The organism is Desulfosporosinus youngiae DSM 17734 (genome assembly GCF_000244895.1).
GTDB classification, from domain to species: Bacteria; Bacillota; Desulfitobacteriia; order Desulfitobacteriales; family Desulfitobacteriaceae; genus Desulfosporosinus; species Desulfosporosinus youngiae.
In genome coordinates this window covers 134,567-150,886 of record NZ_CM001441.1, presented here as the reverse complement: position 1 = coordinate 150,886, position 16,320 = coordinate 134,567, and the positions used below count along the sequence as shown (strand labels likewise).

The following is a 16,320-nucleotide window of genomic DNA, read 5'->3' as shown; positions in this document are numbered from 1 at the left end:
GAGTTGGGCAACGAAGCACTTCTGCGGAGGTGTATTTTTTATGCCCAAAATTATGAAGGAGGTATTATGGTGAAAAAGCTATTGGCATTCGGGTTAAGTTTAATATTGTTGCTCAGTTTAGCAGGATGTGGCGCCGCGAAATCTGAAACCGGCTCAACCGGAAATGGGGATCAAAAACAAGTAAAGATTGGTATCGTTCAAATTGTTGAACACCCTGCCTTAGACAGTGCTCGTGAAGGATTCCTGGAAACACTTAAAGCAAACGGTTATGAAAAAGATAAAAACCTCACACTTGACTATCAAAATGCCCAAGGGGATCAGTCCATGCTCCAATCGATTACCCAAAAATTCTCCTCTACTAAGTTGGATCTTGTTTTAGCCATTGCTACTCCTTCTGCCCAGGCTATGGCAAGTGCCAGCACAGATATCCCTATTTTAATCACCGCTGTCACGGATCCGGTAGAAGCAAAACTTGTGAATAGCATGGATAAACCAGGGAAAAATGTTACAGGTACCACAGATATGAACCCTATTAAAGAACAATTTGAGCTCATGAAGACCTTGGTACCTACCGTAAAAAAAGTCGGAGTTATCTATAACGCAGGAGAAGTAAATTCTCAGGTGCAAGTCGCCATAGCGAAGAACGTTGCCGCTGAGCTTGGCTTAGAGATTGTAGAAGCAACCGTCACCACCAGTGCTGATGTTTTACAAGCCAGCCAATCCTTGATCGGAAAAGTTAATGCAATCTATGTTCCCACTGATAACATGGTGGTTTCTGCCGCTCAATCAGTTGTGCAGGTCTCACACAAGAACAAAATCCCCATTATCTCCGGGGAGAGCAGCGTTGTTGATAAAGGCGCTTTAGCAACAATCGGCATCAACTATAAAAATTTAGGAAAACAAACCGGTGAAATGGCGCTTCGGGTCCTCAAGGGGGAGAAGCCGCAAGATATGCCAATTGAAGCACAAAAGGACTTTGATACGGTGCTCAATCAATCAGCCATTGATTTGTTTGGCATAACGGTACCTGAGGAAATCTCGAAAAAGGCCACTTTTGTTAAATAATATAGAAGCAACCTGTCTTTGATATCAGTCGGGATCCCACTTCTACAATTAGAAGTGGGCATCTCGCGTTTAGATGAAAGTCATAGTTATGCCATAGTTGCAGCAAATATAATTGGGGTGTTGAAGATGTTCGCTAAAATAGCCCTCGGTACAATGGAGCAGGGTTTAATGTATGCTATCATGGTTTTAGGTGTCTATCTGACGTTTCGGATTCTCGATTATGCGGACTTGTCTGTGGATGGGAGTTTTACGCTCGGTGCAGCTACTGCAGCGATGATGATCGTTAAAGGGACTGACCCATGGTTGGCCACTGGAATGGCGTTTATTGCCGGGACCCTCGCCGGGTTATTTACGGGAATACTTCATACCAAGTTTAAAATCACCCCTTTACTCTCAGGAATTTTAACCATGACTGCACTCTGGTCTGTTAATCTGCGAGTGATGGGTAAAGCTAATATTTCCCTCCTTGGATCACGAACCATCTTCTCCGACTTTTCTAAGCTGCCATTCATGGAAGAGTACGGTATCTTGGTGCTCAGCTTGATTTCTGTGGTATTCCTGGGGACTGTCATTTATTTATTCCTGCAGACTGAATTGGGACTTGCCTTACGGGCTACAGGGGATAACGAACTAATGATTCGAAGCCTTGGGGTGAACACCGATTTTATGAAGATCCTTGGACTTAGTCTATCTAATGGATTAGTCGCCTTTTCCGGAAGCTATGTAGCTCAGAATATGCAGTTTGCTGATGCCAGCATGGGGGTAGGGATGATCGTTGCCGGATTAGCATCCGTAATTATCGGGGAAGTGTTGATAGGAACCTCTTCGATTGGCCGGACCATCATTGCTGTAATCTGCGGCGGCATTATTTATCGCGCGATCATTGCGCTCGTCTTGCAGTTAGGCTTAGCACCGACCGATTTGAAATTAATCACATCGTTCATCGTTATCATTGCCTTAGTTTCTACAAGCTTCCGAAAAAAGCTTGCGTCTCTGATTGAAGGCCGGCAAGGAAAGGAGGCTCATTAAAATGCTAAACGTTGAACAGGTGATGAAAGTTTTCAACCGTGGAACTATCAACCAAAAAATAGCTTTGGATAAGGTTAATTTGGAACTCTTACCCAATGATTTTGTTACGGTCATTGGGAGCAATGGAGCCGGTAAATCCACTCTTTTGAACGCCATTGCAGGAAATTTTCCGGTGGATTCCGGAAAAATCTCCATCGAGAGTGCCGATATCACGGGTCTTCCTGCGCATAAACGAGCAGATTTGATTAGCCGGGTTTTCCAAGACCCTTTATCCGGTACGGCAGCCTCCATGACCATTGAAGAAAATCTTATCATGGCCTTTCGCAGAGGAAAAGGCCGGCGCTTACGCCGCGCCATTGGTTCTAAAGAAAGAGACTTGTTTCGCATGGAACTGGAGAAGCTCGGTTTAGGACTGGAAAACCGCTTAACCAATCGTGTCAGTCTCTTATCAGGGGGACAACGCCAAGCTTTGACCTTGCTTATGGCGACCTTGCTAAAACCTAAGCTGCTGCTGCTTGACGAACACACTGCGGCCCTCGATCCCAAGACGGCTGAAAAGGTCCTGGCATTAACTGCTGGTGTGACAGAACAACAACAACTCACAACCTTGATGATCACCCATAATCTTGACCACGCCCTCACCTTTGGGAATCGGACGATCATGATGCACGAGGGTCGGGTAATTCTCGATATAAAAGGACAAGACCGCACTAACATGACCATAACCCGTTTACTCGAGATGTTCGAGAAAGCCAGCGGGTCCCATATAAATAGCGACCGCATGATTCTGGCTTGATTCAAAAAGAGGGTAATTTACCCTCTTTTTGAATTTATAGTGGATTGAACTCTAACAAATTAAGATAGTATTTATCTAAAGCCGAATACGTATCTCGTCTGACTGTCAAAAAAACACGACTAGGCCAGTTTGCCTAGTCGTGTTTTATTTCATATCTACCTCATGCTACTCTGTTTTTTCTCCAAGCAGCTGCATTAAAGTTTCCTGTTCTTCTCGCAGTTTAGCGAGTTCATCGGCTAAATTCAAAGCAGTCAGAACTGCGGTCTGGTGAACACTCAAGCGAGGTAGCCGTTGAGCGATCAAGCGCATCTTTTTATCAACTTCATGCGCTAACCCTTGGATATAGGATGCTGTTCCCTCACCGCGGACCACATGCTTTTCTCCAAATATCTCAACGGTGATTTTAACTGGTTCATGTGCCACAATTTCCCCTCGCTCTCATTGTACTGCCGCTTTTCTCTATTTTCGCCGTTCCGCGCCGAAATCCTGCTGAATTCCCTCTAAAATACGCGAATTAAGTAGGTTTACTTCTTCATCTGTCAGTGTCCGTTCCAAAGACTGGTAACGTAACGAGAATGCTAAACTCTTGTGCCCATCGGGTATAGGATTTCCAGTATACACATCAAATATTTCGACTTGCTGCAATAAATCCCCGCCCAGCTTTTTCATTTTAGCCATAACTGCTTGAGCCGAAGTCTCAACAGCTACGACAATCGCCATATCCCTTTGTATGGCAGGGAAGCGAGGGATCGAATGAGCGCGCACAATTTGTCTGACCCGAGCAAATAAAGGAGCCACTTCTAATTCGAAAACAACCGCTCGTTCCAAATCCCACTCCTTTTCCAGCGAAGGATGGATTTCGCCAAGGAAGCCCACACACTGATTCTGAAGGTAAATATCCGTCGAACGTCCCGGATGTAATAAAGATTGGTTTTCAGCGACCCGGTATTCCAGTTTAAGCCCAAATTCCTGCGCTAACCCTTCTATAATACCCTTGAGATAATAGAAGTCATAATTAATTGGTTGGGTAAGCCAGTGCCTCTCACTCTTTCCCACAGCAACCCCGGCCACTCGTAATTCTTCTCGGGGAAGCTTCTGCAAAGGACGTTCGTCTCCCCAATAGGTATTCCCGATCTCAAAAATACTTACATCCAGGTTACGGCGTGCCACATTGCGAGCAGCTACATCCAGGAGCCCTGGTACAAGAGATGTACGCATAACTCCAAGTTCCTCCCGCAATGGATTGAGCAAAGGAATCGAGTGCTTTTCACTTCCCCATTGGGCATCGGATTCCGCACGGGTAAATGTGTAGGTCAATACCTCGTCCATCCCTGATTGTGCCAGAGTCTTCCGTAATCGGCGGCGAAACTCTTGTTCAGGGGTTCTCCTGCCCTGAGTCTGATCTCCTTGCGGCAGAGTGGTTGGAATTCGGTCGTAACCTATCAGCCGGGCAACTTCTTCCATCAGATCTTCTTCGATCTCAAGATCCGAGCGGTAAGTTGGAATCTCAACCTGGAATAATTCGCCGTTTTCCTTATATTCAAAGTTTAAATCTTCCAACACTTGCTGGATCTCGGATCTCTTAAGCTCAAATCCTAAAACAGTTGACGTATGCTCAGTCGATAGAGTAACTTGACGGCTGGCCGGAAGGTGCCTGACTTCATCTACAAAAGAAACAGGGCGTCCAGCCCCTAAGTCTTGGAGCAAATCACAAACCCGCCCTAAGGCCGCCACAACTCCTGAGACATTGATGCCCTTTTCAAACCGGTTCGAAGCCTCCGACCTGAGACCCAAGCGACGGCTTGTCCGGCGAATACTGACAGGAGCAAAATGAGCAGATTCAATCATTAACCGTCTCGTATCCTTCGTTACTTCACTGTTTAACCCACCCATAACCCCGGCTAAACCCAAAGCTTGACGGTCGTCCGCAATCAACAAGGTATCTTTATGCAGGGTCCGCTCGACCCCATCCAAGGTCACAAGTTGTTCTCCCGGATAGGATGTCCGGACATGAACATCTCCTTCAATCTTATCCCTGTCAAAGGCGTGCAGCGGTTGTCCCATTTCCAACATAACATAGTTCGTAATATCCACAATATTGTTAATGGGACGAACCCCTGCGGCTTTAAGTCGTCTCTGCATCCACTCCGGTGAAGGTTCTATACGGACATCCTCAACCACTAATCCCGCATAACGCCAACATAATTCTTGATCTTCGATAACAATTCGAAGATCTGTGGCGGTTGGAAGGGAGAATTTTTGATCTTGCTCTGCCCACTTCGGCAAATGGGGTTTTTTCCCAGTGAGAGAGGCCACTTCACGGGCAACATTGACCATCGCCAAACAATCCGGCCGGTTCGGGTATAGCTCCAAATCCAAGACACTGTCTTCACGCCCTAAATAGTGACCAAAGTTCTCTCCAATCCGTGCTGTCGGAGGCAAAATAAGGATTCCGTCCGCACTGCGATCTAATCCGACTGTCTCATCAAGCAGAAGCTCTTCACGGGAGCATAGCATTCCCAGGGAAACAACCCCTCTAAGTTTCGACTTACGAATAGCGAGATCATTCGGAAGGTTTGCTCCTACTAAGGCTACTGGAATTCGATCTCCGGTCAGCAAATTCTGTGCTCCAGTAACAATCGTTACTTCCTCTTGACCCACATTTACAGCACAAATCCACAGCCGGTCGGCATCAGGATGTTTTGTCAAACTAAGTATTTCCCCGATAACTACTTTTTCAAATCCCTTATTCAGGTTTTCGACGTCCTCAACTTCAATTCCGCCGCGGGTTAGAGTTTCTGCCAATTCTTCTGCACTCTGGTCTATATCAACAAGTTCGCTTAACCATTCCAAACTAACTTTCATGCCCGTTCCCCCTTAAAACTGTTGCAAGAATCGTAAATCATTATCAAATAAGAGCCGCATATCTTCAATTCCGAACTTCAGCATAGCGATGCGCTCTACTCCCATACCGAAAGCAAATCCCGTGACTTCCTTCGGATTATATCCGCCCATTTCCAGAACCTTCGGATGAACCATACCCGATCCTAAAATTTCTATCCAACCAGTTCCCTTACAGAGCCGGCACCCTGATCCCCCACAAAGCATGCAGGAAACATCCACTTCCGCACTTGGCTCGGTAAATGGGAAAAAGCTGGGTCTTAAACGAATTTCTCTGGACTCACCGAACATCTCGCGAGAGAAATTGAGGAGAATTCCCTTGAGGTCTGACATGCGGATTCCATGGTCAACCACGAGCCCCTCTACCTGGTGAAACATTGGGGAATGGGTCGCATCATCATCATTACGATAAACCTTTCCCGGAGCGATTATTTTCACGGGAAGGTGAGGATGAAGCTTCTCCATCGTTCGTATCTGTACGGGGGAAGTCTGAGTTCGAAGCAGAATCTCCTCGGTGATGTAAAAGGAATCTTGCATTTCACGAGCCGGATGTTCCTTAGGAAGATTAAGCGCTTCAAAATTATAATAATCCGACTCAATTTCCGGGCCTTCGGCAATTTGAAAACCCATACCTAAAAAAATATCTTCAATTTCTTCGATCACTTGTGTAAGGGGGTGATAATGTCCCCGGGAAACACGGATTCCCGGCAGGGTAACATCAACTCGTTCTTTAGCCAATCTCTTCTGCAAAGCCACCGCTTCTAACTCTATACTACGTTCTTCCCACGCTTGTTCAAGCTGACTACGAACCTCATTCACGACTTGGCCCATGATTGGTCTTTCTTCAGGGCTTAAGCTTCCCATTTGTCGAAGCAAGGCGGTTAAAGACCCCTTTTTACCAAGGACTTTCACTTTAAGCTCTTGGAGTGCTTCAGGCTTATCCAACTCACTTAGTTCTTTTAAGGCCTCTTCTTTGATGCGCAGTATTTCACTCTTCAAGTAAATCACCCTTTCCAAATCCATCCCGAACTTTATCTATTGCATAAAGAAAACTTGGCTGGTACCCGAAGACACTGTCTTCGCACGTATTAACCTTTCTTGCAGCCGCAGGCGCGGCGGCAGCCTTAGTTGCACTTATGCTTAGCAAGTATATAACGCAAGTTTATACTTGCTGATAGTATTAATAAAAACCCCCGCCCCTCAAAAGGGACGAGAGTCTATTCTCGCGGTACCACCCTAGTTTAGCTAATTAAGCCACACTTAAGTTCCTGTTAACGGCGGAAACCGGGCCTGCCTACAAATCAGCAGGCCACTCCCAGGCGAAACTTAACCTCTCAAGCATTAGAACCCCTGTCTAGCATCGGAGGTGGGTACTTTCTTAGCCGGCTTACAATCTTGGCCATGCCTTCCTGAGAAGAAAATACACCTTTTAACCTGATCATCGCTTTATCTGACAATTAATACTATTACTATGTTCTCCAGAAATTATAGCATATTCCCTCTGGGTTTTACAAGAAACCCCTTTGACGAACAATCTCATAGAGCAGAATCCCTGTAGCCATCGCCACGTTAAGGGACTCAACTTCTTGGGCCATCGGAATCGTAACCCGCTGGATATCTGCCTCCCTAAATGCTGGAGATGGACCCTTCCCTTCGTTACCAACGACTAGGGCAAGAGGACCCCCGGATAGCTTTGTCTGAAAAACAGGGACCCCCTGTATATCCCCCATAAAGACATTTAATCCCTGTTTCCGACAAAAGTCCAAGATCTCTTCCGGCTGTTTGCCCGACAGAAGGACTAAAGAGAAAACAGCCCCCATAGTGCTACGTAACACCTTAGGGTTATATAAATCGACAGTCCCCGGAGTCAAACAAACATACTGAACTCCCGAAGCCAAGGCCGTACGCAGAATTGTACCCAAATTCCCGGGATCCTGAATCCCGTCCAAAATAAGCATCACTGCTTCCGGATTAATATGTAAATCTGACCATGAATAGTTGGCTTGTCGAACAACGGCCAGAATTCCTTGGGGTTCTTCAGTTGCACACATTTTACGAAGAACCCGCTCATCCACTTCCTCGAAGGGAATCCCCCGCTCAATCAGCTTTCTTAGTAAAGGCTGCCACTCTGCAGGCTCACGTTCTAAGCAAACATAAACCTTTTTAATGGGCGCATTTCTAAGCACCCCCTCTTCAACGAAGCGCCATCCTTCAATCACAAACAATTGGGCCTGCTCACGGGCTTTGCGCCTTTGTAAAGAGACGACATATTTTACCTGCTCGTTTTGCAAGGACTCAATCATCGTTATGTCACCTCCTAGTAAAAGCAACTCATAAGTTGCCTCTACCTAATACCAAAAAGAGGATGCCTTCGCACCCTCTCTGTTTTATGCTTTGATTTGTACTTTGGCGACATTGACGATTTCTGTAAACGCTGCTGCATCGCTAATCGCCAGTTCTGCCAGCATTTTACGATTGACAGTAACTCCAGCCTTTTTTAAGCCATTCATCATACGGCTATATGATAAACCATTCATGCGGGCGGCTGCATTGATCCTAGCAATCCAAAGCTTACGGAAGTTGGCTTTATTATCTTTTCTGTGAGCATAGGAATAAGCTAAAGACTTCAGAACCTGTTCATTCGCGGGACGATAGAGTTTACTTTTTCCTCCGCGATATCCTTTTGCTAATTTTAATATCTTTTTATGACGTCTATGTTTGGTCACGCCTTTTTTTACACGGGCCATTTTGAAGACCTCCTTTTACCTCAAGTTTTTATAGATAGGCGACGATGCTTGCAATTCGTTTTGCATCGCTTTTATGCATTACGGTTGATTTACGTAGATTTCGTTTTCTTTTCGGAGACTTCTTCTCCAAAATGTGGCTTGTAAACGCATGCATGCGAACAATTTTGCCAGTTCCTGTTTTCTTAAAGCGCTTAGCTGCGCCACGGTGAGTTTTCATTTTTGGCATTTGCGTTATCCCCCTTTTGCTATTAGTCGTGTTTAGTTGAAGCTAAAATCATAATCATGTTTCGACCCTCGAGTTTTGGCTCACGCTCCACAGCGCACTCAGCTTTGCAAAACTCAGCAAGTCGGATACATAAGGCTCTGCCCAACTCTGGATGGGTGACTTCACGTCCGCGGAACATGATTGTCACCTTTACTTTATCCCCATCCTGAAGGAACCGTTGGGCATTGCGAGCTTTGGTTTCAAAGTCATGGTCCTCAATGTTCGGACGCAATTTGACTTCTTTGATTTCCATGCTTTTTTGCTTTTTACGAGCTTCTTTGTCTCGTTTAGCTTGCTCATACTTGTACTTGCCATAATCCATTAGTTTGCAAACCGGAGGTTTGGCCGTCGGTGCGATCTCGACCAGATCTAACGATTTTTCGATTGCCAGGTTCAAAGCATCTCTAGCCGTCATGATCCCAAGTTGTTCCCCTTCTTCGCCGACGAGACGGACATCCCTTACCCGGATTTCATCATTAATTCTTAAGTCCTTGCTAATAAGGAACCACCTCCTAAAAATTTTTATAGTAAACAATAACAAAAAAGACGGATGTATACCACCCGTCTTCCAAACAATCGCGAGCAAACACTTGGCTCAGGACCAGAAGATACCTTAACGACAATCGCCGTAAGGTGAGAAGCGGATGGCTTCTGCTTGACTTAAATATCTTACATCAAAAGCTTTCTCTTGTCAATTCCTTATATTTCTAACCTTTATAATAGCTTATTCCTTATTCCCCGATCTCATTGGTTGGGAGCTATTCATAGCTTACAAACATCTTAATCTTCTTTGAGATTAACTTTCAGCATTTTCTTACTCTTAATTTCTTCTTGAATAAGCACTATAAACTCATCAATCGACATCTTTTCTCCGGCGTTCCCTTGTCCGTACCTTCGAACGGCAGCCATGTCCGTCTCTGCTTCCTGATCCCCGACAACCAATGTAAACGGAATCTTCTCTGTTTGAGCCTCCCGAATTTTATAGCCGATCTTTTCTTTGCGCTCATCTGTTTCGACTCTTATATCAAGTTCGTTGAGGCGGGAAGCAATGGATTTAGCATAGTCATGGTGCCGCTCACTAATCGGAAGGATACGCACTTGGACCGGTGCCAGCCAAACTGGAAAAGCTCCCGCATAATGCTCTGTCAAAAGAGCAATAAACCGCTCAATACTTCCATATACAACCCGGTGAATCATAACCGGACGATGTTTTTGACCGTCTTCTCCAATATAGGATAAGTCAAACTTCTCAGGCATCTGAAAATCAAGTTGAATTGTGCCGCACTGCCAAGTCCGATCGAGGCAATCCTGCACATGGAAATCAATCTTAGGGCCGTAGAAAGCCCCGTCACCTGGGTTAACCTTATAATCGATACCTTTCTCTTCTAAGGCCTCTTGCAGGGATCTGGTAGCTGTTTCCCAATCCTCATCCGAACCCATAGAATCTTCAGGACGGGTCGATAATTCCACATGATAATCAAAACCGAAAATCTTGTAGAAATAGTCAACGAGCTCAATAACCCCGATAAGCTCCTCCTTAATTTGTGATGGCAGCATGAAGATGTGAGCGTCATCCTGAGTAAAGTTTCGAACCCGGAGTAACCCGTGGAGAGCACCCGAAAGTTCATGCCGGTGCACAAGTCCCAGTTCCCCCACTCGAAGCGGCAGATCACGATAGCTGCGCATTTTTGTCTTATACATAATCATGCCGCCCGGACAGTTCATAGGTTTAACGGCAAAATCCTGATCATCAATTTCTGTGAAATACATATTATCTTTATAGTGATCCCAGTGTCCTGATTGTTCCCACATGGATCGATTCAAAATAATAGGAGTCTTAATCTCTTGATATCCGCGTTTACGGTGTTCCTGCCTCCAGAAATCTTCTAACGCATTGCGTAAAACCATGCCTTTAGGATGGAAGAATGGGAACCCGGGACCCTCGTCGTGTAAGCTAAAAAGATCGAGTTCTAAACCGAGCTTACGATGATCACGACGTTTAGCTTCTTCCAATTTAAAAAGATGATCCTCTAAATCCGAAGCTTTAGCAAAGGCTGTTCCGTAAATGCGCTGGAGCATCTTATTTTTTTCGCTCCCCCGCCAATACGCGCCTGCTAAGTTCATAAGCTTAAACGCTTTAATGTTCGCTGTCGAAGGTAAATGGGGGCCGGCGCAAAGATCTGTGAAATTTCCTTGAGTGTACATAGAAATCGTCGCATCATCCGGCAGACCCTCAATAAGTTCAACCTTGTATTTTTCACCCAATTCATTAAAATGGGCTAAAGCCTCAGCTCGAGAGACTTCCTTCCGTTTAAATTCATACTTTTCCTTGACAAGACGGTTCATTTCCTTCTCAATACGCTCTAAATCATCCGGAGTAAAAACATGTTCAGAATCAAAGTCATAGTAATAACCTTTAGCAATCGATGGTCCGATCCCGTATTTTGTCCCTGGAAATAGATTGCCTACCGCTTGGGCCATCAAGTGTGCCGTAGAGTGCCTTAAAACATCTAATCCTTCATCACTATCTATGGTTATGATCTCCACTTCCGCATCTTCTGTAAGCGGATGAGTCAGGTCTTTCATCTTATCATTGACTTTACCGGCTACAGCTGCCTTCGCCAATCCCCGTGAGATGGATGCCGCAAGCTCCGCTATAGTGGTTCCTGGTTCAACCTCGCGTACAGAGCCGTCTTTTAAAGTAACCTTAATCACTGAAATCACTCCTTATCTATTTTATAATAAAAAACTCCCGTCCCTAGCAGGGACGAGAGTTTACTCCCGTGGTTCCACCCAATTGAAAGGCTATAAAACCCTTTCACTCGATCTCCCTTAACGCGGGGTACGGCTAAGCTTACTCATTTCAGCCTAACACTCAAGGGTGGTTTTCTCCTTTACGCTCGTGAGGAATGCTTTCAGCCTTTGGCATTCCCTCTCTTGCACGATGAATGTTCAGGGTACTGTCCCTTTCAACGCTTTATAACTCAATATGCCGATATGATTAAGCCATTAATACAATGCCTTGCCCTAGTTGCAATGAACTTGTTTATTATAACAAAGAAATCTCTTATCTGTCAAAACTTTTCACACAAGGAACATCCTTGACAATCATGTACACGATCTCCAAAAACATTACGAATGGTTTGGAGTGTATCTTTATAACCTTCATAACGGATATGCAACGTGATTTCCCTGGGTGCAACAGCAATTAGTGCGCTAACCAATAAATCTTCATACCCTAGCTCATGAACATTGTCAAGTTGGTAGTCTTCAAGAAACTGGTGGGTTACTTTAACTCCCTCACTGTTATAAAGGTGAAACTTACCTTGTGGGGTCATTCCAACATGCAGATACTCTAAGCGGGGTTTCTGACTATCTACAAAATGTTTCAGCAGCTGAATGAATTCTAAGTACTCCTTTTCCAGGATATATTCATCAATGGCGAATTCTACCGCTTTATTCACTTCTTTTTTATACTCCTGGGCACGAAACCTCAGGAACCCCTCGATATCAAAAACAGAACTGTGATCCAAGCAATTTAATATCTGCGTTACTAAGCTGGTTTTACGATTCACACGATATCCAGTGACTTGCCCTAAGCCTTTATTCAAATACTCCAAAGCCTTCTTAAGTAATAACTCCCAATTTTCTTGTTTCAGATAATGCCTTTTTTTCAGGATCTGGACAACGTGGTCCTTTTCCCAATGATGCAGGATCGTTTCTGCTAAAGCATTTGCTAAATAATAGCGGTGGATTTTTTGAACCACATTCTCATCTTCCGCTGCTTCCAACGAAGAATCTTGAAACTGACACTGAATAATCCAGCGTTTCCCCTGGCGGTGTTCTATGATTTGAAAAGGGAGTTCTTCTTGTTCGCGCAGTTCTCTTAAACGTTCACAAATACTCTCCCGATAATATTGCGTTCCTAGTTGCACGGAATGTTCCACTGGCACCCCTCCATAGTAAAGTATATGACTTACTTCCAGCCATATTTCGGTTGGGCCAATCTTTAGGCACATTTAATTTTTCAAAGTGCCCCGGATATTCCATAATATTTCCAAAAACGCAATATTTCATTCTTGGGTAAAAACCTGTCGGGGGGACGGGGTTATTGACACACTGTAAGTGCACCAATAACCCCGTCCCCCCGACAGGTCTTCTCATTGTTAGGCTTGGGACTTAGTTAATTTAATCTCCTGCAGTTTCTAGGAGTTCCAATACATAGTTGGGCAGAGCGAAGCATCCTTTGTGAATTTCTGTATTGTAATACTTCGTTTTAATTCCGAGACTATTCCAAGCCTGCTCATCTATGTGAGTTAGTGGATCATAGGTTTTAGAGGCAAAACCAAACAGCCAGTGGCCCGACGGATAGGTTGGAATATGAGCCTGATAAACCCTGCAAACCGGGAATAACTGCCGAATTCGTTTATGTGCCCTTTGCATTGCCTTAGCATCATCTTCGTAATAAGGACTTTCATGCTGATTAACAAGGATGCCGTCATCCGTTAAGGCCTTATAACAGTTACCATAAAACTCCTTTGTAAACAGCCCTTCCCCCGGTCCAAAGGGATCTGTAGAATCAACAATGATTAGATCATAAGAATTTTCCTTGGAGCGGACAAATTTCAGACCGTCTTCAAAATACAACTGTACTCTGGGATCGTCTAACTTACAAGCTGTCTGAGGAAAATATTCTCTGCACACATCCACAACCATCTTGTCTATTTCCACCATGTCAATCTTTTCAATGCTACTATAGCGCGTCAGCTCTCTCACTGTCCCGCCATCCCCCGCACCAATGACTAAAACATTTTTAATCTTGAGGTTGGTCGCCATAGGCACATGAACAATCATATCATGATAAATAAACTCATCCTTTTCTGTAATCATCATAAATCCATCCAGGGTAAAGAAGTTACCAAATTCTTTAGAGTTAAAAACGTCAATTCTTTGGAATTCGCTCTCACCCGTGTAAAGAGGCTTTTCCACTTTGATGGAAAAACGAACGTTTTTTGTGTGCTGTTCTGTATACCATAATTCCATGTTATACTTCCTCCACAACTCTAATGTTTTCAATAGCCATGTCCTCTGTACCTGTCAAGGAACTGCCTTTGGCCTTGGCGTAAGAGATATAATCGATGATTTCACCTGTTATCCGCTCTCCTGGTGCCAGAATAGGTATCCCTGGAGGATAGCACATCACAAACTCCCCACTTATAAACCCTGAACTCTCCTTGATAGGTACAGAATGTTGCTCTGCGTAGAACGCTTTCTGTGGTGTCATTACCACCTCGGGATTAATATACTCATGATCAAGCATTCCCTTTTTATCCTTCGTATATAGTCTTTTTATTTCAGATAGAGAAGAAACTAAACGTTCCAAGGCCAGGGCCCGATCCCCGACAGAAATGATGGCCAGAATATTACCGATATCACCTAACTCGATCTGGATACCGTAATCATCACGAAGAATATCATATACCTCAATTCCTGCCAGCCCTATTTCTCTGGTATGAACAGAAAGCTTGGTGTGGTCAAAATCGTACACTGAATCTCCATTAATGAGTTCTTTGGAAAAAGCGTAGTAACCTCCAATTTTATTGATTTCCTCCCGGGCATAATTGGCAAGCGCAGATGCCTTTGCAAAGATGCTTTTTCCTGCTAAGGCCAAATTTCGCCTGGAAATATCCAGAGAAGACAGCAGGAGGTAGGATCCGCTAGTCGTCTGGGTAAGATTTATGGTTTGCCGTACATGGCCAGTGCTAAGACGTTTACCTTTTAATAAAAAGGAACTTTGAGTCAGGGAACCGCCTGTTTTATGCATACTTACAGCCGCCATATCAGCTCCTGCTGCCATCGCACTGACCGGCAGGTTGTCACCAAAGTAAAAGTGAGATCCATGCGCCTCGTCCACAAGGACATACATATTATGACGATGGGCAAGCTCCGTGATAGTCTTTAAATCAGAGCAAATACCATAATAAGTAGGGTTATTAATAAAAATTGCTTTAGCATCGGGATTATTTGCAATGGCTTTTTTTACATCGTCTATGGACATACCTAAAGGTATTCCCAAGGTTTTATTAACGCCTGGATTTACATAAACAGGAATGGCACCGCTGATGATAAGAGCATTGATGGCACTTCTATGAACATTTCGCGGCATAATAACTTTTTCGCCCTGCTTACATACGCTCATAATCATCGCTTGAACAGCTGATGTGGTGCCATTAACCATAAAAAAAGCATGATGTGCACCAAAGGCATCGGCAGCCAATCCCTCAGCCTCCTTGATTACAGAGACTGGATGAACAAGGTTATCCAGCGGTTTCATGGAATTAACATCCACCGAGAGACATTTCTCACCCAAAAACTCAGTGAGTTCTAAGTTTCCTTTGCCTTGTTTATGTCCTGGCACGTCAAACGGTACCACCCGCATGGATTTGTATTTCAACAGCGCTTCATAAATCGGCGCCTTATTTTGACGAAGTAAATTCATAAAACCACCACCCTTCTCTAAGGAATAATCACCAGGTATACTTCGATATAGCATTTTCAGCGCTCTACGAGCATCTAAACTCTCTCATAAAACATGCTAAGTATAATCACAGAAACTTTCAATGTCAAAACAACTTTAACAAAAGTAAATACCCATTGACCTAAATCAATGGGTAATAAGCTCTCGTGTCAACAGACAGGTCTATTATTAAGATTACCTTAGTTTCATATGGTGGGTTTGAGAGGACTCGAACCTCCGACCCCCGCGATGTCAACGCGGTACTCTAACCAGCTGAGCTACAAACCCATATGGTGCCGATGACCGGAATCGAACCGGTACGGATGTTAAGTCCGCGGGATTTTAAGTCCCGTGCGTCTGCCAGTTACGCCACATCGGCAAATTAATTTGGAGGCGGCACTCAGATTTGAACTGAGGAATAGAGGTTTTGCAGACCTCTGCCTTACCACTTGGCTATGCCGCCAGGGATTTAATGGAGCGGGTGACGAGATTCGAACTCGCGACTTTCACCTTGGCAAGGTGACACTCTACCACTGAGTTACACCCGCGTGGTGCCTCAGGACGGAATCGAACCGCCGACACGAGGATTTTCAGTCCTCTGCTCTACCGACTGAGCTACCGAGGCATAATGAGTAAGATTGAATATGGCGACCCCGATCGGACTTGAACCGACGATCTCCTGCGTGACAGGCAGGCATGTTGACCACTACACCACGGGGCCACTGCTGAGGTCCGAGGTTTGATGCCGCAGTCCGAACTTTTCAGACTTCGAAGCATCTTTCCGCTAACCTGCTATATGTCAGTCGTCAAAGGCATACATCCATTCAGGCTTCTGACCCCTGACTTCGGACTTCTGTTTTGGTGGGCGATGACGGGCTCGAACCGCCGACATCCTGCTTGTAAGGCAGGCGCTCTACCAACTGAGCTAATCACCCGAGAACTGACGATTATCAGTATACACAAAAAACGGCAATGTGTCAAAGCTTTTTTTACAATTTAC

At 44.7% G+C, this 16,320-nt stretch carries 14 protein-coding genes, 7 tRNA genes and 2 other annotated features; of the genes, 3 read left to right on the top strand and 18 right to left on the bottom strand.

Annotated elements, in window-relative coordinates; genetic code table 11:
* Positions 1–66 precede the first annotated feature (66 nt).
* From DESYODRAFT_RS00815 to DESYODRAFT_RS00805, 3 genes are all read left to right on the top strand, one after another.
* A complete protein-coding gene (locus tag DESYODRAFT_RS00815; protein WP_007778155.1) occupies positions 67–1,065 on the top strand; it encodes an ABC transporter substrate-binding protein in 999 nt (332 codons plus the stop codon).
* A 126-nt stretch (positions 1,066–1,191) separates the two neighbouring features.
* A complete protein-coding gene (locus tag DESYODRAFT_RS00810) occupies positions 1,192–2,094 on the top strand; it encodes an ABC transporter permease (RefSeq protein WP_042338068.1) in 903 nt (300 codons plus the stop codon).
* A 1-nt stretch (position 2,095) separates the two neighbouring features.
* Positions 2,096–2,890: an ABC transporter ATP-binding protein gene (locus tag DESYODRAFT_RS00805; RefSeq protein WP_007778152.1), complete on the top strand. Its 795-nt coding sequence runs from the start codon at positions 2,096–2,098 to the stop codon at positions 2,888–2,890.
* Between the two features lie 165 nt (positions 2,891–3,055).
* Here DESYODRAFT_RS00805 and DESYODRAFT_RS00800 read toward each other — a convergent pair whose 3' ends face one another.
* From DESYODRAFT_RS00800 to DESYODRAFT_RS00715, 18 genes are all read right to left on the bottom strand, one after another.
* Entirely contained in the window at positions 3,056–3,313 is a 258-nt protein-coding gene (locus DESYODRAFT_RS00800; RefSeq protein WP_007778150.1) for a cell division protein ZapA, read from the bottom strand.
* A gap of 36 nt (positions 3,314–3,349) precedes the next feature.
* The gene (gene pheT, locus DESYODRAFT_RS00795; RefSeq protein WP_007778147.1) at positions 3,350–5,755 is read right to left on the bottom strand and encodes a phenylalanine--tRNA ligase subunit beta; all 2,406 of its coding nucleotides are present in this window, start codon (positions 5,753–5,755) and stop codon (positions 3,350–3,352) included.
* Between the two features lie 12 nt (positions 5,756–5,767).
* Complete coding sequence (gene pheS / locus DESYODRAFT_RS00790) at positions 5,768–6,790, bottom strand: phenylalanine--tRNA ligase subunit alpha (RefSeq protein WP_042338066.1); 1,023 nt, start codon at positions 6,788–6,790, stop codon at positions 5,768–5,770.
* Positions 6,791–7,299: 509 nt separating this feature from the next.
* Complete coding sequence (locus DESYODRAFT_RS00785; protein ID WP_007778143.1) at positions 7,300–8,094, bottom strand: TrmH family RNA methyltransferase; 795 nt, start codon at positions 8,092–8,094, stop codon at positions 7,300–7,302.
* An 84-nt stretch (positions 8,095–8,178) separates the two neighbouring features.
* Positions 8,179–8,538 (bottom strand): 50S ribosomal protein L20, encoded by a 360-nt coding sequence (gene rplT, locus DESYODRAFT_RS00780; protein ID WP_007778141.1) that lies wholly within the window; start codon positions 8,536–8,538, stop codon positions 8,179–8,181.
* 28 nt (positions 8,539–8,566) lie between these two features.
* On the bottom strand, positions 8,567–8,764 hold the full coding sequence (rpmI, locus tag DESYODRAFT_RS00775; protein WP_007778139.1) for a 50S ribosomal protein L35: 198 nt from the start codon (positions 8,762–8,764) through the stop codon (positions 8,567–8,569).
* A gap of 22 nt (positions 8,765–8,786) precedes the next feature.
* Positions 8,787–9,302 (bottom strand): translation initiation factor IF-3, encoded by a 516-nt coding sequence (gene infC / locus DESYODRAFT_RS00770; protein WP_007778137.1) that lies wholly within the window; start codon positions 9,300–9,302, stop codon positions 8,787–8,789.
* A gap of 33 nt (positions 9,303–9,335) precedes the next feature.
* Positions 9,336–9,466 (bottom strand) — a sequence feature (ribosomal protein L20 leader region).
* A 117-nt stretch (positions 9,467–9,583) separates the two neighbouring features.
* Complete coding sequence (gene thrS / locus DESYODRAFT_RS00765; RefSeq protein WP_007778136.1) at positions 9,584–11,518, bottom strand: threonine--tRNA ligase; 1,935 nt, start codon at positions 11,516–11,518, stop codon at positions 9,584–9,586.
* Between the two features lie 45 nt (positions 11,519–11,563).
* Positions 11,564–11,785, bottom strand: a binding site (T-box leader).
* 92 nt (positions 11,786–11,877) lie between these two features.
* Complete coding sequence (ytxC, locus tag DESYODRAFT_RS00760) at positions 11,878–12,750, bottom strand: putative sporulation protein YtxC (RefSeq protein ID WP_007778134.1); 873 nt, start codon at positions 12,748–12,750, stop codon at positions 11,878–11,880.
* 241 nt (positions 12,751–12,991) lie between these two features.
* Entirely contained in the window at positions 12,992–13,846 is an 855-nt protein-coding gene (gene speE, locus DESYODRAFT_RS00755; protein WP_007778128.1) for a polyamine aminopropyltransferase, read from the bottom strand.
* Position 13,847: 1 nt separating this feature from the next.
* Positions 13,848–15,302 carry an aminotransferase class I/II-fold pyridoxal phosphate-dependent enzyme gene (locus DESYODRAFT_RS00750; RefSeq protein WP_007778124.1) on the bottom strand — a complete coding sequence of 485 codons (1,455 nt, stop codon included), beginning with the start codon at positions 15,300–15,302 and terminating at the stop codon, positions 13,848–13,850.
* 229 nt (positions 15,303–15,531) lie between these two features.
* Positions 15,532–15,608 (bottom strand) — tRNA-Val (locus DESYODRAFT_RS00745).
* Positions 15,609–15,611: 3 nt separating this feature from the next.
* A tRNA-Leu gene (locus DESYODRAFT_RS00740) sits at positions 15,612–15,699 on the bottom strand.
* Between the two features lie 9 nt (positions 15,700–15,708).
* Positions 15,709–15,783, bottom strand: a tRNA-Cys gene (locus DESYODRAFT_RS00735).
* A 10-nt stretch (positions 15,784–15,793) separates the two neighbouring features.
* Positions 15,794–15,868 (bottom strand) — tRNA-Gly (locus tag DESYODRAFT_RS00730).
* A 1-nt stretch (position 15,869) separates the two neighbouring features.
* Positions 15,870–15,945: transfer RNA gene (locus tag DESYODRAFT_RS00725), tRNA-Phe, on the bottom strand.
* A gap of 20 nt (positions 15,946–15,965) precedes the next feature.
* Positions 15,966–16,041 (bottom strand) — tRNA-Asp (locus DESYODRAFT_RS00720).
* Between the two features lie 138 nt (positions 16,042–16,179).
* Positions 16,180–16,255: transfer RNA gene (locus DESYODRAFT_RS00715), tRNA-Val, on the bottom strand.
* Between the last annotated feature and the right edge of the window lie 65 nt (positions 16,256–16,320).

What these genes read in the sequence shown, in the direction of transcription:
- DESYODRAFT_RS00805 (WP_007778152.1), top strand. Translation starts at nt 2,096, where the DNA reads ATGCTAAACGTTGAACAGGTGATGAAAGTTTTCAACCGTGGAACTATC.
- rpmI (WP_007778139.1), bottom strand. Translation starts at nt 8,764, where the DNA reads ATGCCAAAAATGAAAACTCACCGTGGCGCAGCTAAGCGCTTTAAGAAA.
- speE (WP_007778128.1), bottom strand. Translation starts at nt 13,846, where the DNA reads ATGGAATTATGGTATACAGAACAGCACACAAAAAACGTTCGTTTTTCC.
- DESYODRAFT_RS00815 (WP_007778155.1), top strand. Translation starts at nt 67, where the DNA reads ATGGTGAAAAAGCTATTGGCATTCGGGTTAAGTTTAATATTGTTGCTC.
- DESYODRAFT_RS00785 (WP_007778143.1), bottom strand. Translation starts at nt 8,094, where the DNA reads ATGATTGAGTCCTTGCAAAACGAGCAGGTAAAATATGTCGTCTCTTTA.
- DESYODRAFT_RS00810 (WP_042338068.1), top strand. Translation starts at nt 1,192, where the DNA reads ATGTTCGCTAAAATAGCCCTCGGTACAATGGAGCAGGGTTTAATGTAT.
- pheT (WP_007778147.1), bottom strand. Translation starts at nt 5,755, where the DNA reads ATGAAAGTTAGTTTGGAATGGTTAAGCGAACTTGTTGATATAGACCAG.
- rplT (WP_007778141.1), bottom strand. Translation starts at nt 8,538, where the DNA reads ATGGCCCGTGTAAAAAAAGGCGTGACCAAACATAGACGTCATAAAAAG.
- DESYODRAFT_RS00750 (WP_007778124.1), bottom strand. Translation starts at nt 15,302, where the DNA reads ATGAATTTACTTCGTCAAAATAAGGCGCCGATTTATGAAGCGCTGTTG.